Here is a 24285-nt window from a genome sequence, read left to right as displayed (position 1 = left end):
CTGGTTTGCTCCCCTCTCCCGCTTGCGGGAGAGGGGCCGGGGGAGAGGGGCGGCGTATCAAGATGCGTGGTGCCTAGCCAAACCACCCCTCTCCCCAACCCTCTCCCGCTGAGGGGAGAGGGAGCCAAAACAATTGGCATAAGCCAACCCTCTACTGTCATCGCCCCTGCCATGTCTGACCTCGCCGCCCGCCTCGACAACTTCCTCGCACGACTCGAACAATGGCTGCCGCCGCAACTGAGCGACGCCGACTGGCAGGAGGCCGTGGCGTTCCGCTGGCGCAAGCGGCAGAGCCTGTTCGGCAATATCGGCTACCTGCAGCCGGTGCGCCAGCTGCCGCCGATCCACCTGGACGACCTGAAGAATATCGAGCGCCAGAAGGATGCCATCGTCGGCAATACGCGCCAGTTCGTGGGCAAGCTGCCGGCCAACAACGTGCTGCTGACCGGCGCGCGCGGCACCGGCAAGTCATCGCTGATCAAGGCCTGCCTCAATGCCTTCGTCAAGGACGGGCTGCGGCTGGTTGAGGTGGACAAGGATGACCTGGGCGACCTCGGCGATATCGTCGAGCTGGTTGCGCAGCGCCCCGAGCGCTTCGTGATCTTCTGCGACGACCTGTCGTTCGAAGAGGGCGAGTCGGGCTACAAGTCGCTCAAGTCGGCGCTGGACGGCTCGGTGGCGGCGCAGTCGGACAACGTGCTGATCTACGCCACCTCCAACCGCCGGCACCTGCTGCCGGAGTACATGAAGGACAACGAGACCTACCGCCACACCGACGATGGCGAGATCCATCCCGGCGAAGTGGTGGAAGAGAAGATCTCGCTGTCCGAGCGCTTCGGGCTGTGGCTGTCGTTCTACCCGCCCAAGCAGGATGAGTACCTGGCCATTGTCGGCCACTGGCTCAGGCACTTCGGCTGCACCGACGAGGACATCGCCGCGGCGCGCGGCGACGCGCTGGTGTGGGCACTGGAGCGCGGCTCGCGCTCGGGCCGCGTGGCCTGGCAGTTTGCGCGCGACTGGGGCGGCAAGCATGGCAAGCCCTATATTGCCGATGTCGCCGGAGACGCCAAGGCATGAGCGCGGCCACGCAGAACCCCGCGCAGACCGGTGGCAACCCGCCGCGCAAGGTGACCGAGGTGGCGGTCGGCGTGCTGGTGCAGCCCGACGGACGCTTCCTGCTGGCGCAGCGCCCGGCCGGCAAGCCCTACGAGGGCTACTGGGAATTCCCAGGCGGCAAGCTGGAGCCGGGCGAGTCGGTAGAGGCGGCACTCGCCCGCGAGCTGCATGAAGAGCTGGGTCTTGATGTCACGCAATGTGAGCGTTGGCACATCCTGGAACATGACTACCCGCACGCCTATGTGCGGCTGTATTTCTGCAAGGTCACCGACTGGCGGGGCGACCCCGTCGGCCGCGAAGGCCAGGCCTTCTCGTGGCAGCGCACGCCGGTGACGGTGGGGCCGCTGCTGCCGGCCACCATTCCCGTGGTGGAGTGGCTGGCCGAGGAATCGGGCAACGGCTGACCCTGCCATTCCCGCTGTCGGGCAAGCGGCCGCGGCGCCCGCTTGCGCGCCGCCAGGGCCTGACCAGGCCCTGATCCACAGGAAAAGAACCTGCATGCTACGTGTCGATCGTATCGCCGACGACGTTTCCCTGCCCGAACTGACCCTGCGCGGCATCATCCTCGGTGCGCTGATCACGGTCGTGTTCACCGCCTCCAACATCTACCTGGGCCTGAAGGTCGGCCTGACCTTCTCGTCGGCGATCCCGGCGGCCGTGATCTCGATGGCCGTGCTGCGGCTCTTCCCCGGCGCCAACATCCTGGAAAACAACATGGTGCAGACGCAGGCCTCGGCCGCGGGCACCCTGTCGTCGATCATCTTTATCCTGCCGGGCCTGGTGATGCTGGGCCACTGGCAGGGCTTCCCGTTCTGGCAGACGCTGGCGATCTGCGCGGCCGGCGGCATGCTGGGCGTGGTGTTCAGCATCCCGCTGCGCCACGCGATGGTGGTGCAGAGCGAGCTGCCCTATCCGGAGGGCGTGGCCGCGGCGGAAATCCTGCGCGTGGGCAGCGCCGCGCCGGACCAGGCCGCGCCGGGCCAGAAGCCCCAGGCGACCGGCCTGGCCGACCTGATGGCCGGCGGCCTGGTGGCGGGGCTGTTCAGCTTTGCCGCCGGCGGGCTGCGCCTGCTGGCCGAGGGCGCCAACTTCTGGCTGTCGGCCGGGGCCTCGGTGGTGAGGCTGTCGATGGGCTTCTCGCTGGCGCTGGTGGGCGCGGGCTACCTGGTCGGCATCGTCGGCGGGCTGGCCATGCTGCTCGGGCTGGTGCTGACCTGGGGCGTCGCGGTGCCGTGGCTGACGGCCATCACGCCGCGCCCGGACGGCGCCACGCTGTCGGCCTTCGGCACCATGGTGTGGAGCCAGCAGGCGCGCTTTATCGGCGCCGGCACCATCGGCATCGCCGCGATCTGGACGCTGCTGTCGCTGGCCGGGCCGATGCTGTACGGTATCCGCGCCTCGTTCGGCGCGCTGCAGGGCGGGCCGGCGGGGCAGGGCAAGATGCCGCGCACGCAGCAGGATATGCCGGCCAAATGGATCGGGCTGGTGATGCTGGGGCTGCTGGCGGTGCTGGTGACGGTATTCGCCTGGTTCCTCGCGCCGGCGCCGCTCGATGGCGGCGCACGCTGGCGCCTGGTGATCTACGCGGTGGTATTCGCCTTTATCTTCGGCTTCCTGGTGGCGGCGGCGTGCGGCTATATGGCGGGGCTGGTGGGCTCGTCGGCCAGCCCGATCTCGGGCATCGGCATCATCGCGGTGATCCTGGTGTCGCTGCTGATCCTGGTGGCGGGCAAGGCCGACGGGCTGCTGGCCACGCCCGAGGGCAGCAAGTTCTCGATTGCGCTGGCGATCTTTACCACCTCGGCGGTGGTGGCGGTCGCATCCATCGCCAATGACAACCTGCAGGACCTGAAGACCGGCTGGCTGGTCGGCGCCACGCCGTGGCGTCAGCAGGTGGCGCTGCTGATCGGCTGCGTGGTCGGCGCCGCGGTGATCCCGCCGGTGCTGGAACTGCTCTACAGCGCCTATGGCTTCGCCGGCGCGCTGCCGCGTGCGGGCATGGACCCCAACCAGGCGCTGGCCGCGCCGCAGGCGACGCTGATGACCGCGATCGCCACCGGCATCTTCACCCACCAGCTCAACTGGACCATGATCCTGATCGGCATCGGGCTGGGCGTGGTGCTGATCGCCATCGACGAGATGCTGCGCCGCCGCCGCGGCGCGGCGCGGCTGCCGGTGCTGGCGGTGGGCATCGGCATCTACCTGCCGCCGACCATCAGCTCGGCGCTGGTGGTGGGCGCGGTGCTGTCGTGGCTCCTGCTGCGCAGCGAACGCCGCCGCGCCACCGCGCGCGGCGACGACGTCAAGCTGGCGCTGGAACATGCCGAGCGGCGCGGCACGCTGCTGGCCTCGGGCCTGATCGTGGGGGAAAGCCTGGTCGGCGTGATGCTGGCCGCGGTGATCGGCCTGTCGGGCAAGGATGCGCCGCTGGCGCTGGTCGGGGCCGGGTTTGAAGCGACCGCGCAGTGGCTGGGCCTGGCGGTGTTCGCACTGGTGTGCGTGGGCTTCTACCGCCGCGTGCTGGCGGCGGCGCACTGAACCAGGGGGGCGCTGAAGGCGAGGGCGCTTCAGTCGTCCTCGTCTTCAGGCTGGTCGGCGGAGGTTTCGCCCGGCTTGCCGCCGATCACGTATTTCTCGGACGCCCAGGCGCCGAGATCGATCTGCTTGCAGCGCTCGGAACAGAAGGGGCGGAATTTGTTGTCGGGCACCCAGGCCACCTCGGTGCCGCAGGTGGGGCATTTGACGACAGCAGGCATAGCGTTCAGCGCAGGCTTCAGAAATTGCAGAGTTTCAGCAGGAACGGGATATCCGCATCGACCGAGCGCGGACGCAGGTCGCCGTCCTGCTGCGTAAAGCGCACCCACAGCATGTACTTGTTGGCGCTCATCTCGGGGATGAAGGCCAGCAGCGAGTCATCCAGGTAGACCTGCATCAGCTGGTAGCTGCGTCCGGACAGCATCTGCTGGTAGCTGCCGCCGGTGGCGATCACCTTGCCGCTCTGGCCGGCTTCGCGCAGCAGGCGCAGCACGATGGTGGTGCCCATGCGCAGCGACAGCAGCGGACGTACCCACTTCAGGATATCGGCGCGGCGGTCTTCGGCGGGGCGGTGCTGCCAAGCATAGTAGGCCGGCAGGTCGAACTCGCAGGTGCCGCCGGGGATGATCGCGCGGCTGCGGATGCTGGTCAGCCACTCGTTGTCGGCCAGCAGCTGGCCGGCCTTGCCCACGGTCTGGTTGAGCATGGCGATGCCTTGCTCGATCTCGCCGATGATGGCGTCCAGTGCCTCCTGGTCGATCTGCGGGCTGGCGCGCAGCGGCGCCAGTGCCTGGCGCTGGCGTTCCAGTTCCTTGATCAGGTCGGTCTTGAGGTCGGCGCGGCCGGCCACGTCGATGATCTCGAACAGCGTGGTCAGCGCGACATGATGCTGGTGGGCATGATCCTGGCCGAGAAAGTATTCCAGCCGATCGAACAGGTCCTCCAGGCGCAGGAGTGTCCTGATGCGTTCGTTGAAAGGGTATTCGTACAGAATCAAGTGCAATGTCCGTGCAGGGCGTCGGGCGCTTTCAGGAGCGGCCCGGTGCAGAATGAGGCCCGGGAAATGCCGGAAGGGGCGATATATGGCAGGCGGTTACCGGCAGTATGCGGTGATTTCCCCGCATATTCCAGCGCATTCTATGCGAGACAAGGGCCGAGGACAATGTCGCGTGCATGATGCCATGCGCTGGCGCGCCGGGTTGCGCGTTATGGATGGACCCTGGCCGCCGCCGACAGTTCACGATAGTAGCGGTCGAGCCGGTCGACCTGGTCCACCAGCGCCTCCACCGGGCCGTCGTTGTCGATGACGTCGTCGGCACATGCCAGGCGCGCGGCGCGGGTGGCCTGTCTGGCCATGATGGCCTGCACCTGCTCGCGGCTGAAGCCGTTGCGCGCCATCACGCGCGCCACCTGGGTGGCCTCGGTGCAGTCCACCACCAGCACGCGGCCCACGCGCTCGCGCCATGAGCCCGATTCCACCAGCAGCGGCACCACGTAGATCAGGTAGGGATGCTCGCCGGCATCGCGGATCGCGTGGGCGCGCTCGGTCGTCAGCGCACGGATCAGCGGGTGGGTGATGGCTTCAAGCCGTGCCTTGGCTGCGGGGTCGGCAAACACCAGTGCGCGCATCGCGTCGCGGTCCATGGCGCCGTCGGGGCGCAGGCAGGCCGGGCCGAAGGCCTCGACCAGCGCCGGGATGGCGCGCCCGCCCGGGGCGGTGATCTCGTGCGCGAGCAGGTCGGTGTCGATGATCGCGGCACCGCGCGCGGCAAACATGTCGGCCACGCGGGTCTTGCCGCTGCCGATGCCGCCGGTCAGTCCGATTTCCAGCATGTGAGGCTCTGTTGACGATGTTGCCGCAACGATACCAGCTTCAGCGGATATCGTCGGACACCGTCAGGGCCATGCAAACAGCGGCAGCACGCCGGGGCCGAACAGCAGCACCACCACCCCGGCCAGCGCGATGAAGGGTCCGAACGGGAAGGGCGTGTCGCGTTCCTGGCGGCGCAGCACAATATTGGCCAGCCCGAACAGCACGCCGACCACCGACGACAGCAGCACCAGCGCCGGCAGCGCCTGCCAGCCGAACCAGGCGCCCAGCGCCGCCATCAGCTTGAAGTCGCCAAAGCCCATGCCTTCCTTGCCGCGCACGAGCCGGAACAGCCAGTAGGCCGTCCACAGCACCAGGTAGCCGGCAGCCGCGCCGATCACGGCGTCGGGCAGCGCCACGAAGACGCCGCCCAGGTTCAGCAGCAGGCCCAGCCACAGCAGCGGCAGGGTGATCTGGTCCGGCAACAGTTGCGTATCGGCATCGATCATGGTCAGCGCCAGCAGCGCCCACACCAGCACCAGCGCGGCCAGGGCCTGTCCGCCGGGGCCGAAGCGCCACGCCACCAGCGCGCTCAGCACGCCACAGGCCAGCTCGACCAGCGGATAGCGCACACTGATCGGCGCCTTGCATGCCGAGCAGCGCCCGCGCAGGAACAGGTAGCTCAGCACCGGCACGTTCTCCCAGGGTGCAATCGCGTGGCCGCAATGCGGGCAGGCCGAGCGCGGCACCATCAGGTTGTAGCGGCCGGGGTGGGGCAGCGGGTCGCCGCGCAGCTCGGCGATATAGTTGGCCTCGTCGCGCTCCATCATGCGCGGCATCCGGTGGATGACCACGTTGAGGAAGCTGCCGACCACCAGCCCGAGCAGCGCCGCGGCAGCCACCAGAAAGGCGGGCGGCAGCGCCGCCAGTGCCTCCACCAGCGGCGCGCCACCGGTCGGATACGGAGAAGCAGACCACGCAGACAACATCGCTTACACCACCTGTCCCAGCTTGAAGATCGGCAGGTACATCGCCACCACCATGCCGCCGATCAGCACACCTAGCACCACGATGATCAGCGGCTCGATCAGGCTGGAGATCGCGGCCACGGCATCGTCGACCTCGCGCTCGTAGAACTCCGCCACCTTCAGCAGCATGTTGTCCAGCGCGCCGGACTCCTCACCGATCTGCGTCATCTGCAGCACCATGTTGTCGAACACATGGGTGGCCTGCATCGCGTTGGTCAGGCTGGTGCCGATGCGCACCGATTGCTCGATCTCGCGCGTGGCGTCGTAGTAGACCCAGTTGCCGGCCGCGCCGGCCACGGACTCCATCGACTCCACCAGCGGCGTGCCGGCGGCGAACATGGTGGCCAGCGTGCGGGTCCAGCGCGCGATCACGGCCTTGCGGAACAGGCTGCCGAAAATCGGCAGCTTCAGCAGCGCGCGGTCGGTGACGCGCTGCACCTTCTCCGATTTCTTCAGCGAGCGCAGGTAGAAGGAGATGGCGGCCACCGGCACCCCGATCACCAGGTACCAGTACTGGACAAAGAAGTCCGAGATGGCGATCACCAGCAGCGTCGGCGCCGGCAGGTTGGCGCCGAAGCTGGAGAACACGCCCTTGAACGCCGGGATCACGAACAGCATCAGGATCACGGTCACGGCAAAGGCCACCGTCAGCACCGCGATCGGATAGATCATCGCCGACTTGATCTGGCCTTTCAGCGCGATGGTCTTTTCCATGTAGAGCGACAGGCGCTCCAGCAGCGAGTCCAGGATACCGCCCTGTTCGCCGGCATCGATCAGGTTGCAGTACAGCGTATCGAAGTACTTCGGATGGCGCCGGAATGCCGCGGCCATGCTGCTGCCGGCCTCGATGTCGAAGCGGATGTCGGACAGCAGCTGGGTGAAGTTGGGGTTCACGTGGCCACGCGCGATGATGTCGATCGACTGCAGCAGCGGAATGCCGGCCTTGAGCATGGTCGACAGCTGCCGGGTGAAGTAGGCGATGTCCTTCTCGGTGATCTTGCGCCCGCGCGCGGCCTTGCGCTTCTTCAACTTGACGATGGTCAGGCCCTGCTTGCGCAGCGTGGCGGTGACCTCCGCCTGGTTCTCGGCGCGCAGTTCGCCGGTGAAGGTCTTGCCCTTGCGGTCCTTGCCTTCCCACTCAAAGATGTACTGGGTGGGTGCCTTGCGCCCCTTCCCTGATTTTGCCCGTGACGGTGCCGCCGTCCGGGCGCCCGCCGCTGGTGCACGCGTCGCCATGATATTGACCCCCGATGTAAATGACGCTTGTTCTGCGTCTTGTATTTACGTTGTGTCTTGCCCCGCCTGTCCTGCTTCCCTAAGTATTCGTTGTCGCCAGCACTTCTTCGAGTGACGTGACGCCCTGCTTCACCTTCAGCAGCCCCGCTTCGCGCAACGATAGCACGCCGTCCTTGCGCGCCTGCTCGGCGATCTGCAGTGCCGTGCCGTGCGTCAGGATGATCTCCTGCATGGCCTCGGTGATCGGCATGACCTGGTAGATGCCGCAGCGGCCCTTGTAGCCGGTGCCGTTGCAGCGCTCGCAGCCGACCGGGTGGTAGGGCTGCCAGCTGCCGTCCAGGTCTTGTTCGCGGAAGCCCGCCTCCAGCAGCGCCTCGCGCGGGATCTCGCCCTCGCCCTCGCGCTTGCAGGTACACAGCCGCCGCGCCAGCCGCTGCGCGGTGATCATCAGCACGCTCGACGCAATATTGAAGGCCGCCACGCCCATGTTCATCAACCGCGTCAGCGTGGTCGGCGCATCGTTGGTGTGCAGCGTCGACAACACCAGGTGACCGGTCTGCGCGGCCTTGATCGAGATGTCGGCGGTTTCCAGGTCGCGGATTTCGCCGACCATGATGATGTCCGGGTCCTGCCGCAGGAACGAACGCAGGGCCGCGGCAAAGGTCAGGCCCGCCTTGTCGTTGACGTTGACCTGGTTGATGCCGGGCAGCTGGATTTCGGCCGGGTCTTCCGCGGTGGAGATATTGATGTCGCCCTGGTTCAGCAGGTTCAGGAAGGTGTACAGCGACACCGTCTTGCCGCTGCCGGTGGGGCCGGTCACCAGCACCATGCCGTAGGGGCGTTTGATCACGTCTAGCAGCAGCGCCTTCTGCTCGGGCTCATAGCCGAGCTGGTCGATGTCGAGCTTGTCGGACGAAGATTCCAGGATCCGCATCACGATCTTCTCGCCGAACAGCGTCGGCAGCGTCGACACGCGGAAATCCACTGCCCGCTCGACCGTCTCCTTGGCGTCCTTGTCCTTGGGCAGGGCAATCAGCAGCTTCATGCGGCCGTCCTGCGGCACGCGCTTTTCAGAAATGTCCAAGCGCGACAGCACCTTGATGCGGGTGGCGATCTTGTCGCGGATATCCAGCGGCGGGCGTGCAACTTCCTGCAGCACCCCGTCCACGCGGAAGCGGACGCGGTAGAAGGTCTCGAACGGCTCGAAGTGCAGGTCGGACGCGCCGCGGTGGAAGGCCTCGGTCAGCAGCTTCTGCAGGAAGCGCACCACCGGGGCGTCGTCGATATTGTCGGCGGTGGTGCGGTTGCGCTGGTTGCCGGCCGCGGCCACCGGATCGTATTCGATCATCTTGCGCTCGGCCTGCACCGGCGAGATGTTCCTGAGCGTGCCCAGGGCCTCGCCGGCGGAGCGCACGTGCTTCATCAGCTTGTCGTGCTCGACCACCACCGCTTCGACCGGCAGCTTGTACTTTTCCTTGATCGCATCCAGCCCGGCCTGGTTGGACGGGTCGGACATCGCCAGCACCAGCCGGTTCTCGCGCCGGCCCAGCGGCAGCAACCGGTGCGCGTGGAATTCACGGTTGCCGGCCAGCGCCGGCGGCACCTTGGTCAGGTTGTACTGGGCCAGGTCCAGCAGCGGCAGCTGGTACTTGTCCGCGGCAAACAGCGCCAGGTCGTGCGCGTTCATGGTGCCGCTGCCGACGATCTCGTCGATCAGCTGCGACTGCTTTTCACGCGCGGCCTGCTCCAGCTGAGCAAGCAGGGCGGGCGCGATACGCCGGCTCTGGGCCAGGGCAAGACCGAGTGTCATGGCAGGTGCGCTGTGCGGTGCGGTTAGGCGGTGGCGGATGCCACGCTGGCGGGGGCGGACGGACCCACGTCCCCGGATCGGGGCAGTTTGCCGCCGGGGTCACTTTTTGTAAAGCCGATGCGGGCGTGGTGTTGGCGTTTGCGCGACACGGGCGCAACCCTACTTGCGCGGGGAAGAAGGGGCGTTTCAGGCAGCTGCCTTGCGCGCGGGGTGGTGTCCTTTTGAGAGAGGGAGAGAAAGATGACCATCATGACCGCAGAAGACCTGATGAAGGCCGTCAGCAAGATGCCCGCGCAGGAGCGCGTCAAGTTCTTCACGCTGGCGGGCGAGCAGGCTTTCAAGGACGAGAACTTCTCGCACGAGGAAGTCTTTGGCCACCTCGCTGAAGCAGACTTCACCGCCGCGGAGGCGGCTGAATACCTCGAAGTTTCAATTGCCACCTTCCGGCGGAGGGTGCGCGACGGCAAGCTGGCGCCTCATGCGGAAGTGGGCGTAGCCAGCTGTTCTCCGCGGCCGACCTGAAGGCATTCAAGCGTCAGCGCAAGGCGATCAAGGGATGAGTTGCCGGAGGGCGGGAGGGGGCAGAAAGACAAAAGGCCGAACCAACTGACGTTGGTTCGGCCTTTTAAATCTGGTCGGGGTGAGAGGATTCGAACCTCCGGCCTCTACGTCCCGAACGTAGCGCTCTACCAGGCTAAGCTACACCCCGATTTGGTTTGCTGGCAAACGTCTGACCGTCTGCAGCAAAGAATGTAAGTTTAGCAGCGTTTTTTAGGGAATGGAAGAGGGCGAGGAAAATCGCCGTTCAGCCCGCTTCCGCTGCCTTCCCCGCGGTTGCGTCAGGACTGCCGTTGCAATGAGAACGCGCAGAGCTGGATCAGGGTTTCCTTCAGTTCCGACGGCGGGAACTGCCGTGCTGCCTGTTCGGCGGCTTCGGCCTCGCGCCGTGCCGCTTCGAAGGTGACGTCCAGCGCGCCGCTGGCGTGGATCGCGGCGAACACGGCGTCGAAATGCTCGGTGCCGCCTTGCACGATGGCGTCGCGCGCCAGTTGGCGCTGCTCGGGCGTGCCGTGTTCCAGCAGGTGCAGCAGGGGCAGGGTGGGCTTGCCTTCGCGCAGGTCGTCGCCGGCGTTCTTGCCCATCTGCTCGGCGCTGGCGGTGTAGTCCAGCATGTCGTCGATCAGCTGGAAGGCGGTGCCGATGCGGCGGCCATACTCTGCCGCGGCTTCTTCCATCTGGGCGTCGGCGCCGGCCAGCACGGCGCCGAGTTGCGCGGCGGCCTCGAACAGCTTGGCGGTCTTGTAGCGGATCACCTGCAGGTAGCGCTCGACGGTGACGTCGGGGTCGTGCATGTTCAGCAGCTGCAGGACCTCGCCCTCGGCGATCACGTTGGTCGCGTTGGACAGGATCTCCATGATGCGCATGCTGCCGGCATCGACCATCATCTGGAACGCGCGCGAATAGAGGAAGTCGCCCACCAGCACGCTGGCGGCGTTGCCGAACACGGCATTGGCGGTATCACGCCCGCGCCGCAGCTCGGACTCGTCGACCACGTCGTCGTGCAGCAGGGTGGCGGTGTGGATGAACTCCACGACGGCGGCCAGCTCATGGTGGCGATTGCCGTCGTAACCCATCGCGCGCGCCGTCAGCAGCAGGATCACCGGGCGCAGGCGCTTGCCGCCGGCACCGATGATGTATTCGCCGATCTGCTCGATCAGGGGGACTTCAGAAGACAGCCGCTGGCGGATAACAGCATCGACCGCGCGCATGTCTGCAGCGACCGGGGCAAGCAAGGCAGTGGCGGAAGGCTGGGACAAGATGATCACCGTTACGCAAAACCGGACGATTATATGCGATGCGCGTGGCGTTCTACTTATGGGGCTCTTCTAAAGATTCGTGCTCAGGGTATGCGCTCAGGGTGTTCGCAAGGCGCGCATCTATAATGCAGCCATGAACAAGTCTGTTCCTCGCCGCCACCTGCGCCGCACTGCCCTTTGGGTGGCGTTTGCGGCGCTGGCGGGATTCCTGCTCGCCGACCTGACCTGAGCCAGGGAGCGGTTCCTTTGTGGCGATGCCGCCGCACGCAGGCTATGTGCCTGTTTTCTTTGCGCTTTTCCCTGATCTCGTTTACAATTCCCGGTTTCCTCCGGTAGCTGCGCTCGCTTTGCGGGTTCTGGCCGGCGGGAGATAACCGGGCCGCGGTGAGCCCATCCAGACGCCAGGCCGTGCAATTGACCGGCCGCGCAGGATGCGCCAGTGCCGGCATACGGCGTTTTATTCACATCCGAGAGGTTCGACAATGTACGCGGTCGTAAAAACCGGCGGCAAGCAATACAAGGTTGCTGCTGGCGAAAAACTGAAAGTAGAACAGATACCGGCAGACATTGGCGCAGAAATCACGCTCGACCAGGTGCTCGCAGTGGGCGCCGGCGACCAAATCAAGTTTGGTACGCCGCTGGTTAGCGGGGCTTCCGTCAAGGCTACCGTTATCTCCCAAGGTCGTCACGACAAAGTGAAGATCTTCAAGATGCGCCGTCGCAAGCACTACCAGAAGCGTCAAGGCCATCGTCAGAATTACACCGAACTGCGCATCGAAGCGATCGTTGCCTGATCGATCGAGCGTAACCAGGTAAAGCGACAGGAGTAAGACATGGCACAGAAAAAAGGCGGCGGTTCCACGCGGAACGGCCGTGATTCCGAATCGAAGCGTCTGGGCGTGAAGGTGTTTGGTGGCCAGGCCATCAACGCCGGCGGCATCATCATCCGCCAGCGCGGTACCCGCGTGCATGCCGGCGACAACGTCGGCGTGGGCAAGGACCACACGCTGTTTGCCCTGGTGGACGGCCACGTGCAGTTCGCCGTCAAGGGCCCTGCCAAGAAGCAGCAAGTCAGCGTCGTTCCGGCGGCCTGATAACAGCCTTTGCAGGATGAAGGCCCCGCAACGCTTGCGGGGCCTTTTCTTTTCTGGCGACAATGTCAGTTCGCCAGCCCGGTTGGAGGCTTCCAGCCGCTGATCCGCCGATCCATCACGGAAACCCATCATCATGAAGTTCATAGACGAAGCCCGAATCGAAGCCATCGCCGGCAACGGCGGCAATGGCAGCGCCTCGTTCCGGCGCGAGAAGTTTGTGCCCTTCGGCGGCCCGGATGGTGGCGATGGCGGCCGCGGCGGCAGCGTGTTCGCCGTGGCGGACCGCAACATCAATACCCTGATCGACTTCCGCTACGCCAGGAAGCACGTGGCCCGCAACGGCGAGAATGGCCGCGGCTCCGACTGCTACGGCGCCGCCGGCGAGGACATCTCGCTGCGCATGCCGGTGGGCACGCTGATCACCGACATGGACACCGGCGAAGTCATCGCCGACCTGACCGAGCACGGCCAGCGCGTGTGCCTGGCCGAAGGCGGCATGGGCGGCTGGGGCAACCTGCATTTCAAGTCCAGTACCAACCGCGCGCCGCGCCAGCAGGTGGACGGCAAGCCGGGCGAGCGACGCATGCTCAAGCTTGAGCTCAAGGTGCTGGCCGACGTCGGCCTGCTGGGCATGCCCAACGCCGGCAAGTCGACCTTTATCTCGCATATCTCCAACGCGCGTCCGAAGGTGGCGGACTATCCGTTCACCACGCTGCACCCGAACCTGGGCGTGGTGCGCGTGGACCATGAGCAATCGTTCGTGGTCGCCGACATTCCCGGCCTGATCGAAGGCGCCGCCGAAGGCGCGGGCCTGGGCCATCAGTTCCTGCGCCACCTGCAGCGCACCGGCCTGCTGCTGCATATCGTCGACCTGGCGCCGTTCGACGAGGCAGTCGACCCGGTGGCTGAGGCCAAGGCCATCGTCAACGAGCTGAAGAAGTACGACGAAACCCTGTACGACAAGCCGCGCTGGCTGGTGCTGAACAAGCTCGACGTGGTTCCCGGGGAAGAGCGCGCCGCCCGCGTGAAGGATTTCATCAAGCGTTACAAGTGGAAGGGGCCGGTGTTCCAGATTTCGGCGCTGACCGGCGAAGGCTGCCGCGAGCTGATCTACGCGATCAAGGATCACCTGCTGGCGATCAAGGCCGCAGAGGCCGCGGCGCTAGCCGAGCCGGACATCCGCCTGGACGAGCGGCTGCACAACGTCGACCAGGGGCAGGGCGAGGCATAAGCCGGGGCCGCCGCTGGCGCCCCACCACAGAAGAATACCCACGGACAATTCGGGCGCGGCGCCCGCCGCCGGCTGCCCGGGAGACAGGATTCCCTTCATGCAATCGGTCATCGCGCAGGCAAAGCGCATCGTCGTTAAAGTCGGCTCCAGCCTGGTCACCAACGACGGCAAGGGGCTGGATCACGACGCCATCGCCCGCTGGGCGGCCCAGATCGCCAAGCTGCGCGTAGCCGGCAAGGAAGTGGTGCTGGTCAGCTCCGGCGCCATCGCCGAAGGCATGCAGCGCCTGGGCTGGGTGCGCCGCCCGAAGGAAATCCATGAGCTGCAGGCCGCCGCCGCCGTCGGCCAGATGGGCCTGGCGCAGGTCTATGAAAGCCAGTTCGGCCGCTACGGCATCCGCACCGCGCAGGTGCTGCTGACCCACGCCGACCTGGCCGACCGCGAACGCTACCTCAACGCCCGCTCGACCCTGCTCACGCTGTTGTCCCTGGGTGTGGTGCCGATCATCAACGAGAACGACACCGTGGTCACCGACGAAATCAAGTTCGGCGACAACGACACGCTGGGCGCGCTGGTGACCAACCTGATCGAAGGGGACGCGCTGGTGATCCTGACCGACCAGCGCGGCCTGTATACCGCCGATCCGCGCAAGGACCCGGCCGCGCAGTTCGTGGACGAGGCCCTGGCCGGCACCCCCGAGCTGGAAGCCATGGCCGGCGGCGCCGGCACGTCGATCGGGCGCGGCGGCATGCTGACCAAGATCCTGGCGGCCAAGCGCGCGGCCAAGTCCGGTGCCCACACCACCATCGCCTCCGGGCGCGAGGCCAACGTGCTGGAGCGACTGGCCGCGGGCGAGGCCATCGGCACACAGCTGCTGGCGCCGACCGGGCGGCTCACGGCGCGCAAGCAATGGATGGCCGATCACCTGCAACTGCGCGGCCGGGTCGTGATCGACAACGGCGCGGTCGAGAAGCTCACCAGCGGCGGCAAGTCGCTGCTGCCGATCGGCGTGACGGAAGTGCAGGGCGAGTTCGCCCGTGGCGAGGTAATCGCCTGCGTCGACACCCAGGGCAAGGAGGTGGCGCGCGGCATCACCAACTATTCCAGTGCCGAGGCGCGGCTGATTGCGCGCAAGCCCTCGTCCGAGATCGAGTCCGTGCTGGGACACCTGAACGAGCCCGAACTGATCCATCGCGACAACCTGGTGCTGGTCTGATCCGGCATCCCGGCGCAAAGGCCAGGCGGAAATGAAAACGGCGGGGCTGCCAGGCAGTCCCGCCGTTTTTTCATGCCGACGCTGTGCGCTTCAGCGCTTGCGCGGCGCGCGCGATTGCAGGTCGCGCACCATGGCGTCGGCGGTGCCGGCCACGGTACGGCCCTCGCAGAAGAAATCGATCGCCAGCGTGGCGGCGTAGGCATTGCGCACGCCAGTCTCCATGCGGTGCCAGGTCTCGCCGTAGTCGCTGCTGTTGGGCACCCATTCCGTCGCGCCCTTGGGCAGCGTGGCGTAGAGCTTGCGCTCGAACGCATCGCAGCGCAGGCCTTCGAAGGTCACGTTGCGCGCGCCGCTCTGGCTGGTGGTGACGACCGTGTAGCGCACCACGTTGTCCTTGCCGACCGAGACCGACTTGCCGTCCACCGCGAACGACAGCGAGCCGGTACCCGACACCGTGAACGGGATCAGGTTGGCGTCCTGCGGCGGCGCCGGCAGCATGGCCTTGGCCTCTTCAAAGGTCTTGGCCCCGAACGGGTTGATCCAGGTGCTTTCTTCCTCCGCCATTTCCTTGCCGGTGGTCTTGCAGCCGGCCAGCGCAAGGCTGGCCGCGGCAATCAGCATTCCGGCAGCGGTCAGGCCGCCGCGGCGGCCCAGGCCGGTGAAACTAGTCATCAGTGCTCCGTGAGGTGGAAACCGGCGTTGCCGGTGAATCGTGCTCTGTCGCGTGCTCGGCCTCGGCATTGCAGTCGGCGTCGGCCTGCTGCGCCTGCTGGGCGCGGCTGAGCGCCTGGCTGCGTGGTCCGCCGTGGCGGCCATGCATGCCGTGGGGGCCGTGCGTCCCGTGTGTGCCATACGGACTCAGCGGCACACGCGCGTGCCGGTTCAGGAAGCGTGACAACTCCGTCAGCGCCAGCTGGTAGACATCGCGCTTGAACTCGATCACCGCCTCCAGCGGCACCCAGTAATGACTCCAACGCCAGGCGTCGAACTCAGGGTGCTCGGTGGCACGCAGATGGATATCACAGTCCCTGCCGGCCATGCGCAGCAGGAACCAGATTTGTTTCTGGCCCTTGTAGTGGCCGCGGATCTCGCGGCGGATGAACTTGTCCGGCACCTCGTAACGCAGCCAGTCGCGCGTGCGACCGACGATCCTGACGTGCTCCGGAAGCAGGCCGATTTCCTCATGCAGTTCGCGGTACATGGCCTGTTCAGGCGTTTCGCCGTACTTGATGCCACCTTGCGGGAACTGCCAGGAGTGTTCGCCGATTCGCTTGCCCCAGAAAACCTCGTTTCGTGCGTTGAGGAGGATGATGCCGACGTTCGGGCGAAAGCCTTCACGATCGAGCATGACTGCACCTCGAATCCTTTAGAATTACGCTGATTATAAAGGAAGCGCGCAGCCGGGCCCGGACCGGGGGATGCTGGTTTTCCCCGAGCGGAAGGGCAGTTTCAGGCGCGTGCACACAATTCAGTGCCGCCGGCCCCCGGATTTTGCCGGGACGGATTTTCCCGAACCTAGCGGCCCAGAGAGAAATTACGGATGAAAGCCTCGCAATTCTTCATTTCCACCCTCAAGGAAGCGCCCGCCGACGCGGAAATCGTTTCGCACAAGCTGATGATGCGCGCCGGCATGATCAAGAAGCTGGGTGCCGGCATCTACAACTACATGCCGATCGGGCTGCGCGTGATCCGCAAGGTGGAGAACATCGTGCGCGAGGAAATGAACCGCGCCGGCGCGGTGGAGCTGTCCATGCCGGTGATCCAGCCGGCCGAGCTGTGGCAGGAAACCGGCCGCTGGGACAAGATGGGCCCCGAACTGCTGCGCCTGAAAGACCGCCATGAGCGCGACTTCGCAGTCCAGCCGACCTCGGAAGAGGTGGTGACCGACATCGCCCGCTCGGAAATCCGCAGCTACAAGCAGCTGCCGGTCAATTTCTACCAGATCCAGACCAAGTTCCGCGACGAGCGCCGGCCGCGCTTCGGCATCATGCGCGGGCGCGAGTTCACCATGAAGGATGCCTATTCCTTCGACCGCGACACGGACGGCCTGCGCAAGTCGTACGAGAACATGTACGACGCCTACGTGCGCATCTTTCGCCGCTTTGGCTTGGAATTCCGCGCCGTGGCGGCCGACAACGGCGCCATCGGCGGCTCGGGCTCGCATGAGTTCCATGTGATCGCCGACACCGGCGAAGACGCCATCGTCTACTGCCCGACCTCGGACTACGCCGCCAACATGGAGGCAGCCGAGGCGCTGCCCCTGCTTGCCGAGCGCGCCTCGCCCAAGGAAGACCTGGTCAAGACCTTCACCCCGGAAAAGGTCAAGTGCGAGCAGGTGGCGGAATTCCTGAACATCCCGCTGGAGCGCAACGTCAAGTCGATCGTGTTGGCCAAGGATACCGAAGCGGGCGCCGAAATCTGGCTGCTGCTGATCCGTGCCGACCACGAACTGAACGAGGTCAAGGCGTCCAAGGTGCCGGGCCTGGCCGACTTCCGCTTTGCCACCGAGAACGAGATCGTCGACGCCTTCGGCTCGCCGCCGGGCTACCTGGGCCCGATCGACATGAAGAAGCCGGTCAAGGTGGTGGCCGACCGCACCGTCGCCAACATGAGCGACTTCGTCTGTGGCGCCAACTATCGCGACTACCACTACACCGGCGTCAACTGGGGTCGCGACCTGCCCGAGCCGATCGTGGCCGACCTGCGCAACGTGGTCGCAGGCGACGCCTCGCCGGACGGCAAGGGCACGCTGGAAATCTGCCGCGGCATCGAGGTGGGCCACGTGTTCATGCTCGGCACGCGCTATTCCGAGTCCATGAACGCCACCTTCCTGGACGAGAACGGCAAGACCCAGCCGATGCAGATGGGCTGCTATGGCATCGGCGTCACCCGTATCCTGGGCGCGGCGATCGAGCAGAACTTCGATGAGCGCGGCATCATCTGGCCGGCCGCGATCGCGCCGTTCGCGGTGGTGATCTGCCCGGTGGGCTACGACCGCTCCGAAGCCGTCAAGGCCGAGGCCGACCGCATCCATGCCGAGCTGCTGGCCGCCGGCGTGGACGTCATCCTGGACGACCGCGGCGAGCGCCCGGGCGTGATGTTTGCCGACTGGGAGCTGATCGGCGTGCCGCACCGTGTGGTGGTGGGCGACCGCGGCCTGAAGGAAGGCAAGGTCGAGTACCAGGGCCGGCGCGACGCGCAGGCCACCGCCGTCAGCGTGGCCGATGTGGTCGGCCACGTGCGCAGCCAGCTGGCGAACTGAGCCCCATGCGCGCCGCCCGCGGCATGACCGACGCCGCCCGCCGCTGCGCGGGCGGGTTGCTGCTGGCCCTGGCGGCCATGGCAGCCCACGCCGGCGCGCAAAAGGAAGAAGACCTGGCCGATTCCGTGCGCGGCGCGCTGGCCGCCGCCATTGCCGATGACCGGCCCACGCGGCCGGTATTTGCGTCCGGCGGCGAGCGCCTGGCCTACCTGAAATGGCTGGGCGAGATGTCCGCCCGCCTGGCCTCGCGCATCCCCGAGCCGCAGGTGCGCGTGGAACTGATCGAGGTGGCCTACTACGAGGCCAAGCGCGCCGGGCTGGAGCCCGCGCTGGTGCTGGGCCTGGTCCAGGTCGAAAGCAACTTCCGCAAGTACGCGATCAGCTCGGCCGGTGCGCGCGGGCTGATGCAGGTGATGCCGTTCTGGGTGCGCGCCATCGGCGACAGCGACCCGCGCAAGCTGTTTCACCTGCAGAGCAACCTGCGCTACGGCTGCACCATCCTGCGCTATTACCTGGACCGCGAGCAGGGCGACCTGTATCTGGCGCTGGGCCGCTACAACGGCAGCCGCGGCCGCCCCGAATACCCGAACGCGGTGCTGGCGGCGTGGAAGCGCTGGCAGTATTCCGAAGCCACGGTCACCGTGGCCGGCGATCCCGAGATCGCGCCGTCGCGCCCGCGCGCACCGGTGTCCGAGCCGCCTGCCCGCAACCCGTTCTCGTCGCAACGCGTCGCCGCCAATCCGTCATGATCCGCGAAGCCTCCGTTGCCGGCGGCAAGACCGGCTACACCGAATCCTCGCCCGAACTTGAACAATGGCTGGCCCGGCATATCGCCCAGGGCTTTGCCGCCGATGCGCTGGTGTTGTCGATGCTGCGCTCGGGCTATGACGAGGCCTTTGCGCGCCGGGCCGTGGCCTCGGCCTTTGCACAGGGCGCCGATGGCGCCGCGCCGGCCAGGCCCGCGCCGGCCCGCCCTGCCGCCACCGCCGGCACGCCCGCGGTCTACGCGGCCGATGGCGGCGACCGCCAGGTCCCGATCCTGTTCCGGCTGGCGTCGCCGCAGGTCCAGCTGTTCCAGCAACTGCTGACCGACGACGAGTGCGATGCCCTGGTGGCGCTGTCGCGCGGCCGCCTGGCGCGCTCGCCGGTGGTCAACCCCGATACCGGCGACGAGAACCTGATCGACGCCCGCACCAGCATGGGCGCGATGTTCCAGGTGGCCGAGCACGCCCTGATCGCGCGCATCGAGGCGCGCATCGCCGCCGTCACCGGCGTACCCGCCGAGCACGGCGAAGGGCTGCAGATCCTCAACTACAAGCCCGGCGGCGAGTACCAGCCGCACTTCGACTACTTCAACCCGCAGCGCCCGGGCGAGGCGCGGCAACTGTCCGTCGGCGGGCAGCGCATCGCCACCCTGGTGATCTACCTGAACACGCCCGAGGCGGGCGGCGCCACGGCGTTCCCGCGCGTGGGGCTGGAGGTGGCGCCGGTCAAGGGCAACGCGGTGTACTTCAGCTACCTGCTGCCCGACGGCACGCTGGACGAACGCACGCTGCACGCCGGCCTGCCGGTGGCGTCCGGCGAGAAGTGGATCGCCACCAAATGGCTGCGCGAACGCCCGTACCGCAGCGAGCGGTGAGCCACCCCATGGCCCGTTAGGGCGGCTCCGGCGCAGCGCCATGGCGCAATGCGCGCCGCACGGCCTCATCGTCCAGCCGCTGCATGCCGTGCATCCAGCCGCCGAGCAGCGTCAGCAACTCCAGCAGCGCATCGATGCGCGCCAGCAGGTGGGGGTCGTCCTCGGCCGCGCCGGCTTCCTGCCGCAGCGCGCGCAGGGCCCGCAGCGTGGCGTAGAACATCACGCGGATCTTGCCGCTCTGGGGCTTGATCGGGGTCTTGTGCCACTGCGTCGAGCGCACGTCGAGCCCCGCCTTCCTGAGGTCACCGCCGCTGCACAGCGTGCAGTCCTTGATGGCTTGCTCGACCGAGGCCTGGCTGTAGTCCTGCGGGAACCCGGTGATCTCGTTCCATTGCTGGAAGGGATAGGCGCCGCTGCGCCGGAAGGCCTCGCGGCAAGCGGCATTGGGCACGCCCGAGCCGTCCGCCGAACTGACGGTGCGTCGCGCGCAGGAAAACGAGCTGCGCCGCGTACTGCGCGAGTTGCGCAAGGCCATCGACGACTACAAGGACGCGGCGGACGCCGGCAAGATCCAGCGCAAGGTCGGCGACAGCGGCTATCCGCCGTCGCTGGAAGCGCTGGCCGAGGGCGTGCCCGACGCCACCGATCCCGCCGGCGAGCGCCGCCTCTACTTCCTGCGGCGCCTGCCGCGCGACCCGCTGTGCGGCTGCCCCGATGAGCCCGCCGCGCGCAACTGGCGCCTGCGCAGCTACCAGAGCCCGCCCGACGATCCGCGCGAGGGGGGCGTTGTGTTCGACGTGATGTCGCGCAATAGCGGCGAGGCGCTGGATGGCAACCACTATGACCAGTGGTGACGGCATGCGCCGCCGCGGCTTTACGCTGATCGAGCTGCTGGTGGTGCTGGCCATTATCGCCACGCTGCTGTCGCTTGCCATGCCGCAGTACTTCCGCCAGCAGGACAAGGCGCGCGAGACCGTGCTGCGCCACAACCTGGTGACCTTGCGCAAGGCGCTGGACGATTACCGCGACGACCGTGGCAAATCCCCGGAATCGCTCGACGAGCTGGTGCAGCGCCGCTACTTGCGCGAGCTGCCGCTGGACCCGCTCACAACCGGCGCGACAGCTGGGTGTTCGAGCGCTCGCCCAAGGGCGGCATTGCCGACGTGCACAGCGGCGCGCCCGGCAAGGCGCATGACGGGACCGACTATGCAAGCTGGTGATCGGCACAGCCGCGGCTCCGTCTACATCGGCGCGCTCGTGGCGCTGGCTATCCTGGGCGTGATGCTGAGCCAGTTCGGCGTGCTGTGGGCCACGCAGGACCGGCGCGCGCGCGAGGCTGACCTGCTCGCGCACGGCAACGAGATCCGCCGCGCAATCGGCGCCTACTACGATGCCAACCCGGCCGGGCAGTACCCGAAGCGCCTTGATGAACTGGTGCTCGATCCGAGGCAGCCGGTGGTCGCGCGCTACCTGCGCCGGGCCTGGCGCGACCCGCTCCCGAAAGGCGGCGAGTGGGGCATCGTCCCCGGACCGGACAACGGCATCGTCGGCGTGTACAGCCAGGCCCCAGGCACCCCGCTTCGCGTGGGCAGCTTTACGCCGGCAAACGCAGGGTTTGCCGACAAGGGCAGCTACCAGGAGTGGATCTTTGTCCACCAGCCGGAAGCAAACTGACCGGCGGCCGGCGGCATCCCTGTATCGGCGTATTTCCGTCAAAGTGTACCGGTACTGTACCGTTTGCTGACCGTAGACTGATTCCCTGAATGCCTTGGAGTCAGTCATGGAAGTATCACAACTCGCCGCCGGAACCGGTGTCTTTGCCGCGTTTGCCGGCTTTGCGCTGGTGTCGTCGATCACCCCTGGTCCCAATAACACGATGCTGCTCGCCTCGGGCGTGAACTTTGGCTTCGTGCGCACGGTGCCGCACCTGCTTGGCGTCAGCATTGGCTTTGCGCTGATGGTAGGGCTGGTCGGGCTCGGGCTGGGATCGCTGTTCCACGCCTTCCCGTGGACCTGGCAGGTGCTGCGCGTGGTGGCGACGGTCTACCTGATATGGCTGGCGTGGAAGCTGGCCACTGCCGGCGGCGTGCAGGACCAGCAGGTCAAGCGGCCGATGGGCTTCTGGGCCGCGGCGGCGTTTCAGTGGGTCAATCCCAAGGCGTGGGTGATGGCGGTGGGCGCGTGCAGCACCTACGTGCTGCACGGCAACCTGTTGCTCAACGTGCTGCTGCTGGCGGGGATCTTCGGGGTGGTCAACCTGCCCAGCGTGGCGATGTGGGCGCTGTGCGGCTCGGCGCTGCGGCGCTGGCTGGCGCGTCCGCGGGTGCTGCGCGCCTTCAATATCGGCATGGCCGTGCTGCTGCTGGCCTCGCTGTGGCCGATCCTGGGCGCCTGAGGATGGCGCCGGGGCAGGCAGCCGGGCGGGTGCCTGTATTCAACTGATCAAACCAGCGCGCGGATCGAGTCCAGGTTGCGCCAGTAGCCCTTGGCGTCCATGCCGCAGCCAAAGACATAGCGGTCCGGCACAGCAAAGCCGCAGAAGTCCGGATGCATGGGCTTGATCTTGGTCAGCGTCTTCTCGCACAGCACGGCGGCGTGGAATTCCCTGGCGCCCATGTCCATGATGCGCTCGCGGATGGCGGCCATGGTCTCGCCTTCATCCAGGATGTCGTCCAGCACCAGCACCACGCGATCCTTGACCGACTCGCGCGGGGCCACGCGCCACTGCATCTCGCCGCCCACGGTCTTGTTGTTGTAGCGCGAGAGGTGGATGTAGTCGAACTCCAGCGGGAAGGCCAGCTTGGGCAGCAGCATGCCGGTGAAGACCACCGCGCCGCCCATCACCGACAGCACCAGCGGGAAGGCATCGCCCATCTTGGCGGTGATTTCCGTGGCCATGCGGTCCAGCGACGCCTGGACTTCCGCGGCGGAGACGATTTCTTCGGAGTTGGCCCACAGCTCGCGGGCCTGTACGGCGCTCATCATGATGTCTTTCCTGTTCTTTTGCGGGGGAGGCAAGTCGAGGTGCGCAGACGGATTCTAGCGGTTGAAGAGACCCTTCATGCCGCCCTTCATCGCGCCCATCTGGCGCATCATCTTCATCATGCCGCCGCCCTTGAGCTTCTTCATCATGGACTGCATCTGGTCGAACTGGTTGAGCAGGCGGTTCACTTCCTGCACCGGCACGCCGGCGCCCGCGGCAATGCGGCGCTTGCGGCTGGCCTTGATCAGCTCGGGCTTGGCGCGCTCGGTGGGCGTCATGCTGTTGATGATGCCTTCCATGCGGGCCACCTGCTTCTCGGCCTGGTCCATGTTGGCGCCCTGCGCCTGCTGGGCGAACTGCGCCGGCAGCTTGTCGACCAGGCTGCCCAGGCCGCCCATCTTCTTCATCTGGCCGATCTGGGCCTTGAAGTCTTCCAGGTCGAAGTCGCCGGTCTTCTTGATCTTCTTGGCCAGCTTCTCGGCCGCTTCCATGTCCACGCCGCGCTGGGCTTCCTCGACCAGCGCGAGGATGTCGCCCATGCCCAGGATGCGCTGGGCCATGCGGTCGGGGTAGAAGGGCTCCAGGCCGTCCAGCTTTTCGCCGACGCCGACGAACTTGATCGGGCGGCCAGTGATATGGCGCACCGACAGTGCGGCACCGCCGCGCGCATCGCCGTCCAGCTTGGTCAGCACCACGCCGGTCAGCGGCAGGGTGTCGTTGAAGGCCTTGGCGGTGTTGACGGCGTCCTGGCCCAGCATGGCGTCGACCACGAACAGGGTTTCGGCGGGCTTCAGCTCCGCGTGCAGCGCGGCGATTTCCTGCATCATCAGCTCGTCGATACCGAGCCGGCCGGCCGTGTCGACGATCAGCACGTCGTGGTAGTGCTTGCGCGCCCAGTCCACCGCCGCGCGGGCGATGTCCACCGGCTTCTGGTCCGGCTGTGACGGGAAGAAGTCAGCGCCGACTTGCTCGGAAACCGTCTTCAGCTGCGCGATAGCGGCGGGGCGGTAGACGTCGCACGAGACCGTCAGCACCTTCTTCTTTTTGTTTTCCTTGAGCCACTTGGCCAGCTTGCCCACGGTGGTGGTCTTGCCGGCGCCCTGCAGGCCGGCCATCAGGATGATGGCGGGCGGCTGCACGGCCAGGTTCAGCTCGGCTTCCTTGTTGTTGCCGCTGGCCGCGTCGGCGCCGCCGATCACGGCGGTCAGCTCGCGCTGGACCACGCCGACCAGGGCCTGGCCCGGGGTGAGGCTGCTGACAACCTCCTCGCCCATGGCCTTTTCCTTCACGCGGGCAACGAATTCGCGCACGACCGGCAGCGCCACGTCGGCTTCGAGCATGGCAAGGCGCACTTCGCGCAGCATCTCGGCAGTGTTGGCCTCGGTCAGGCGCGCCTCGCCGCGCATGGTCTTGACCACACGCGCCAGGCGTTGAGTGAGATTGTCCAGCATGGCAGGAATCGGGGGAGAAGTCGGAGCAGGGCTCGGGGCTGAAATTCGGAAGCAGTC

The 24285-nt window shown here is 66.8% G+C and carries 26 protein-coding genes, 1 tRNA gene and 1 pseudogene; 15 read left to right on the top strand and 13 right to left on the bottom strand.

Going from position 1 to position 24285, the window contains the following annotated elements:
- Positions 1-171: 171 nt before the first annotated feature.
- The 3 genes from AC1Q7H_RS03445 (at position 172) to AC1Q7H_RS03435 (ending at position 3654) form a co-directional block, all read left to right on the top strand.
- Positions 172-1077, top strand: coding sequence for an ATP-binding protein (locus tag AC1Q7H_RS03445; RefSeq protein ID WP_013958065.1), 906 nt, complete (start codon positions 172-174; stop codon positions 1075-1077).
- The gene (locus AC1Q7H_RS03440) at positions 1074-1520 is read left to right on the top strand and encodes an NUDIX domain-containing protein (protein ID WP_013958064.1); all 447 of its coding nucleotides are present in this window, start codon (positions 1074-1076) and stop codon (positions 1518-1520) included. Before AC1Q7H_RS03445 ends, AC1Q7H_RS03440 begins: the two co-directional genes overlap by 4 nt.
- 94 nt (positions 1521-1614) lie before the next feature.
- Positions 1615-3654, top strand: coding sequence for an OPT family oligopeptide transporter (locus tag AC1Q7H_RS03435; RefSeq protein ID WP_492378433.1), 2040 nt, complete (start codon positions 1615-1617; stop codon positions 3652-3654).
- A 29-nt stretch (positions 3655-3683) separates the two neighbouring features.
- On the opposite strand, the gene AC1Q7H_RS03430 is transcribed toward AC1Q7H_RS03435, so the two are convergent.
- The 6 genes from AC1Q7H_RS03430 to pilB all read right to left on the bottom strand — a co-directional run bounded on the left by AC1Q7H_RS03430 (position 3684) and on the right by pilB (position 9535).
- Positions 3684-3872 carry a DNA gyrase inhibitor YacG gene (locus AC1Q7H_RS03430; protein WP_013958063.1) on the bottom strand — a complete coding sequence of 63 codons (189 nt, stop codon included), beginning with the start codon at positions 3870-3872 and terminating at the stop codon, positions 3684-3686.
- A 17-nt stretch (positions 3873-3889) separates the two neighbouring features.
- Positions 3890-4648, bottom strand: a complete 759-nt coding sequence (gene zapD / locus AC1Q7H_RS03425; RefSeq protein WP_035826777.1) for a cell division protein ZapD — start codon at positions 4646-4648, stop codon at positions 3890-3892.
- 209 nt (positions 4649-4857) lie between these two features.
- On the bottom strand, positions 4858-5484 hold the full coding sequence (gene coaE, locus AC1Q7H_RS03420) for a dephospho-CoA kinase (protein ID WP_035826779.1): 627 nt from the start codon (positions 5482-5484) through the stop codon (positions 4858-4860).
- 63 nt (positions 5485-5547) lie between these two features.
- Complete coding sequence (locus AC1Q7H_RS03415; protein ID WP_013958060.1) at positions 5548-6450, bottom strand: prepilin peptidase; 903 nt, start codon at positions 6448-6450, stop codon at positions 5548-5550.
- A 3-nt stretch (positions 6451-6453) separates the two neighbouring features.
- Positions 6454-7725, bottom strand: a complete 1272-nt coding sequence (locus AC1Q7H_RS03410; RefSeq protein ID WP_013958059.1) for a type II secretion system F family protein — start codon at positions 7723-7725, stop codon at positions 6454-6456.
- Positions 7726-7804: 79 nt separating this feature from the next.
- Positions 7805-9535: a type IV-A pilus assembly ATPase PilB gene (pilB, locus tag AC1Q7H_RS03405; protein WP_211980320.1), complete on the bottom strand. Its 1731-nt coding sequence runs from the start codon at positions 9533-9535 to the stop codon at positions 7805-7807.
- 240 nt (positions 9536-9775) lie between these two features.
- Here pilB and AC1Q7H_RS03400 point away from each other — a divergent pair, with 240 nt between their 5' ends.
- The gene (locus AC1Q7H_RS03400; protein WP_249221207.1) at positions 9776-10057 is read left to right on the top strand and encodes a helix-turn-helix domain-containing protein; all 282 of its coding nucleotides are present in this window, start codon (positions 9776-9778) and stop codon (positions 10055-10057) included.
- Positions 10058-10167: 110 nt separating this feature from the next.
- Here the strand turns inward: AC1Q7H_RS03400 and AC1Q7H_RS03395 are convergent.
- A tRNA-Pro gene (locus AC1Q7H_RS03395) sits at positions 10168-10244 on the bottom strand.
- A 130-nt stretch (positions 10245-10374) separates the two neighbouring features.
- Entirely contained in the window at positions 10375-11304 is a 930-nt protein-coding gene (gene ispB, locus AC1Q7H_RS03390; RefSeq protein WP_049800579.1) for an octaprenyl diphosphate synthase, read from the bottom strand.
- 530 nt (positions 11305-11834) lie between these two features.
- Between ispB and rplU the strand changes: the two genes are divergently transcribed.
- The 4 genes from rplU (at position 11835) to proB (ending at position 14893) form a co-directional block, all read left to right on the top strand.
- Positions 11835-12146, top strand: coding sequence for a 50S ribosomal protein L21 (gene rplU / locus AC1Q7H_RS03385; protein WP_006576525.1), 312 nt, complete (start codon positions 11835-11837; stop codon positions 12144-12146).
- A gap of 39 nt (positions 12147-12185) precedes the next feature.
- Positions 12186-12446, top strand: coding sequence for a 50S ribosomal protein L27 (rpmA, locus tag AC1Q7H_RS03380; protein ID WP_010814747.1), 261 nt, complete (start codon positions 12186-12188; stop codon positions 12444-12446).
- Between the two features lie 133 nt (positions 12447-12579).
- On the top strand, positions 12580-13677 hold the full coding sequence (obgE, locus tag AC1Q7H_RS03375) for a GTPase ObgE (protein ID WP_013958055.1): 1098 nt from the start codon (positions 12580-12582) through the stop codon (positions 13675-13677).
- A gap of 97 nt (positions 13678-13774) precedes the next feature.
- Complete coding sequence (proB, locus tag AC1Q7H_RS03370) at positions 13775-14893, top strand: glutamate 5-kinase (RefSeq protein WP_013958054.1); 1119 nt, start codon at positions 13775-13777, stop codon at positions 14891-14893.
- Between the two features lie 90 nt (positions 14894-14983).
- Here proB and AC1Q7H_RS03365 read toward each other — a convergent pair whose 3' ends face one another.
- Together AC1Q7H_RS03365 and AC1Q7H_RS03360 are read right to left on the bottom strand one after the other, a co-directional pair.
- On the bottom strand, positions 14984-15565 hold the full coding sequence (locus tag AC1Q7H_RS03365) for a CNP1-like family protein (protein ID WP_013958053.1): 582 nt from the start codon (positions 15563-15565) through the stop codon (positions 14984-14986).
- Positions 15558-16241 carry an RNA pyrophosphohydrolase gene (locus AC1Q7H_RS03360; RefSeq protein WP_013958052.1) on the bottom strand — a complete coding sequence of 228 codons (684 nt, stop codon included), beginning with the start codon at positions 16239-16241 and terminating at the stop codon, positions 15558-15560. Before AC1Q7H_RS03360 ends, AC1Q7H_RS03365 begins: the two co-directional genes overlap by 8 nt.
- Before the next feature lie 192 nt (positions 16242-16433).
- On the opposite strand from AC1Q7H_RS03360, the gene AC1Q7H_RS03355 reads away from it, so the two are divergent.
- Genes AC1Q7H_RS03355 through AC1Q7H_RS03345 form a run of 3 tightly spaced genes read left to right on the top strand, consistent with a single transcriptional unit; the run spans position 16434 to position 19794 of the window.
- On the top strand, positions 16434-18155 hold the full coding sequence (locus AC1Q7H_RS03355; protein WP_013958051.1) for a proline--tRNA ligase: 1722 nt from the start codon (positions 16434-16436) through the stop codon (positions 18153-18155).
- Positions 18156-18160: 5 nt separating this feature from the next.
- Complete coding sequence (locus tag AC1Q7H_RS03350) at positions 18161-18904, top strand: lytic transglycosylase domain-containing protein (RefSeq protein WP_013958050.1); 744 nt, start codon at positions 18161-18163, stop codon at positions 18902-18904.
- Entirely contained in the window at positions 18901-19794 is an 894-nt protein-coding gene (locus AC1Q7H_RS03345; RefSeq protein WP_013958049.1) for a 2OG-Fe(II) oxygenase, read from the top strand. The genes AC1Q7H_RS03350 and AC1Q7H_RS03345 overlap by 4 nt, the downstream gene beginning before the upstream one ends.
- Before the next feature lie 16 nt (positions 19795-19810).
- Here the strand turns inward: AC1Q7H_RS03345 and AC1Q7H_RS03340 are convergent, their stop codons facing one another.
- Positions 19811-20245, bottom strand: a complete 435-nt coding sequence (locus AC1Q7H_RS03340) for a lytic polysaccharide monooxygenase (RefSeq protein WP_211980318.1) — start codon at positions 20243-20245, stop codon at positions 19811-19813.
- Here AC1Q7H_RS03340 and AC1Q7H_RS03335 point away from each other — a divergent pair.
- The 4 genes and pseudogenes from AC1Q7H_RS03335 to AC1Q7H_RS03320 all read left to right on the top strand — a co-directional run bounded on the left by AC1Q7H_RS03335 (position 20238) and on the right by AC1Q7H_RS03320 (position 22189).
- Complete coding sequence (locus AC1Q7H_RS03335) at positions 20238-20648, top strand: general secretion pathway protein GspG (protein WP_211980317.1); 411 nt, start codon at positions 20238-20240, stop codon at positions 20646-20648. The two genes, AC1Q7H_RS03340 and AC1Q7H_RS03335, sit on opposite strands and share 8 nt — an antisense overlap.
- A pseudogene (locus tag AC1Q7H_RS03330) lies at positions 20623-21014 on the top strand (type II secretion system protein). Before AC1Q7H_RS03335 ends, AC1Q7H_RS03330 begins: the two are co-directional and overlap by 26 nt.
- On the top strand, positions 20986-21468 hold the full coding sequence (locus AC1Q7H_RS03325) for a type II secretion system protein (RefSeq protein ID WP_211980316.1): 483 nt from the start codon (positions 20986-20988) through the stop codon (positions 21466-21468). Before AC1Q7H_RS03330 ends, AC1Q7H_RS03325 begins: the two are co-directional and overlap by 29 nt.
- A gap of 106 nt (positions 21469-21574) precedes the next feature.
- On the top strand, positions 21575-22189 hold the full coding sequence (locus AC1Q7H_RS03320) for a LysE family translocator (protein ID WP_013958045.1): 615 nt from the start codon (positions 21575-21577) through the stop codon (positions 22187-22189).
- A 47-nt stretch (positions 22190-22236) separates the two neighbouring features.
- Here the strand turns inward: AC1Q7H_RS03320 and AC1Q7H_RS03315 are convergent, their stop codons facing one another.
- Entirely contained in the window at positions 22237-22779 is a 543-nt protein-coding gene (locus AC1Q7H_RS03315) for a hypoxanthine-guanine phosphoribosyltransferase (RefSeq protein ID WP_013958044.1), read from the bottom strand.
- A gap of 54 nt (positions 22780-22833) precedes the next feature.
- On the bottom strand, positions 22834-24228 hold the full coding sequence (ffh, locus tag AC1Q7H_RS03310; protein WP_013958043.1) for a signal recognition particle protein: 1395 nt from the start codon (positions 24226-24228) through the stop codon (positions 22834-22836).
- Between the last annotated feature and the right edge of the window lie 57 nt (positions 24229-24285).

This window comes from Cupriavidus sp. GW823-FHT06D04 (genome assembly GCF_058795055.1).
Note: the sequence above shows the minus strand (reverse complement) of the source record. Positions and strands in the feature narration are given on the sequence as shown.

Excerpts from the sequence above, each read along its gene's own strand:
- AC1Q7H_RS03445 (WP_013958065.1), top strand. The coding sequence starts at position 172 with ATGTCTGACCTCGCCGCCCGCCTCGACAACTTCCTCGCACGACTCGAA.
- AC1Q7H_RS03440 (WP_013958064.1), top strand. The coding sequence starts at position 1,074 with ATGAGCGCGGCCACGCAGAACCCCGCGCAGACCGGTGGCAACCCGCCG.
- AC1Q7H_RS03435 (WP_492378433.1), top strand. The coding sequence starts at position 1,615 with ATGCTACGTGTCGATCGTATCGCCGACGACGTTTCCCTGCCCGAACTG.
- AC1Q7H_RS03430 (WP_013958063.1), bottom strand. The coding sequence starts at position 3,872 with ATGCCTGCTGTCGTCAAATGCCCCACCTGCGGCACCGAGGTGGCCTGG.
- coaE (WP_035826779.1), bottom strand. The coding sequence starts at position 5,484 with ATGCTGGAAATCGGACTGACCGGCGGCATCGGCAGCGGCAAGACCCGC.
- AC1Q7H_RS03415 (WP_013958060.1), bottom strand. The coding sequence starts at position 6,450 with ATGTTGTCTGCGTGGTCTGCTTCTCCGTATCCGACCGGTGGCGCGCCG.
- AC1Q7H_RS03410 (WP_013958059.1), bottom strand. The coding sequence starts at position 7,725 with ATGGCGACGCGTGCACCAGCGGCGGGCGCCCGGACGGCGGCACCGTCA.
- pilB (WP_211980320.1), bottom strand. The coding sequence starts at position 9,535 with ATGACACTCGGTCTTGCCCTGGCCCAGAGCCGGCGTATCGCGCCCGCC.
- AC1Q7H_RS03400 (WP_249221207.1), top strand. The coding sequence starts at position 9,776 with ATGACCATCATGACCGCAGAAGACCTGATGAAGGCCGTCAGCAAGATG.
- ispB (WP_049800579.1), bottom strand. The coding sequence starts at position 11,304 with ATGCGCGCGGTCGATGCTGTTATCCGCCAGCGGCTGTCTTCTGAAGTC.
- rplU (WP_006576525.1), top strand. The coding sequence starts at position 11,835 with ATGTACGCGGTCGTAAAAACCGGCGGCAAGCAATACAAGGTTGCTGCT.
- rpmA (WP_010814747.1), top strand. The coding sequence starts at position 12,186 with ATGGCACAGAAAAAAGGCGGCGGTTCCACGCGGAACGGCCGTGATTCC.
- obgE (WP_013958055.1), top strand. The coding sequence starts at position 12,580 with ATGAAGTTCATAGACGAAGCCCGAATCGAAGCCATCGCCGGCAACGGC.
- proB (WP_013958054.1), top strand. The coding sequence starts at position 13,775 with ATGCAATCGGTCATCGCGCAGGCAAAGCGCATCGTCGTTAAAGTCGGC.
- AC1Q7H_RS03365 (WP_013958053.1), bottom strand. The coding sequence starts at position 15,565 with ATGACTAGTTTCACCGGCCTGGGCCGCCGCGGCGGCCTGACCGCTGCC.
- AC1Q7H_RS03360 (WP_013958052.1), bottom strand. The coding sequence starts at position 16,241 with ATGCTCGATCGTGAAGGCTTTCGCCCGAACGTCGGCATCATCCTCCTC.
- AC1Q7H_RS03355 (WP_013958051.1), top strand. The coding sequence starts at position 16,434 with ATGAAAGCCTCGCAATTCTTCATTTCCACCCTCAAGGAAGCGCCCGCC.
- AC1Q7H_RS03350 (WP_013958050.1), top strand. The coding sequence starts at position 18,161 with ATGCGCGCCGCCCGCGGCATGACCGACGCCGCCCGCCGCTGCGCGGGC.
- AC1Q7H_RS03345 (WP_013958049.1), top strand. The coding sequence starts at position 18,901 with ATGATCCGCGAAGCCTCCGTTGCCGGCGGCAAGACCGGCTACACCGAA.
- AC1Q7H_RS03325 (WP_211980316.1), top strand. The coding sequence starts at position 20,986 with ATGACGGGACCGACTATGCAAGCTGGTGATCGGCACAGCCGCGGCTCC.
- AC1Q7H_RS03320 (WP_013958045.1), top strand. The coding sequence starts at position 21,575 with ATGGAAGTATCACAACTCGCCGCCGGAACCGGTGTCTTTGCCGCGTTT.
- AC1Q7H_RS03315 (WP_013958044.1), bottom strand. The coding sequence starts at position 22,779 with ATGATGAGCGCCGTACAGGCCCGCGAGCTGTGGGCCAACTCCGAAGAA.
- ffh (WP_013958043.1), bottom strand. The coding sequence starts at position 24,228 with ATGCTGGACAATCTCACTCAACGCCTGGCGCGTGTGGTCAAGACCATG.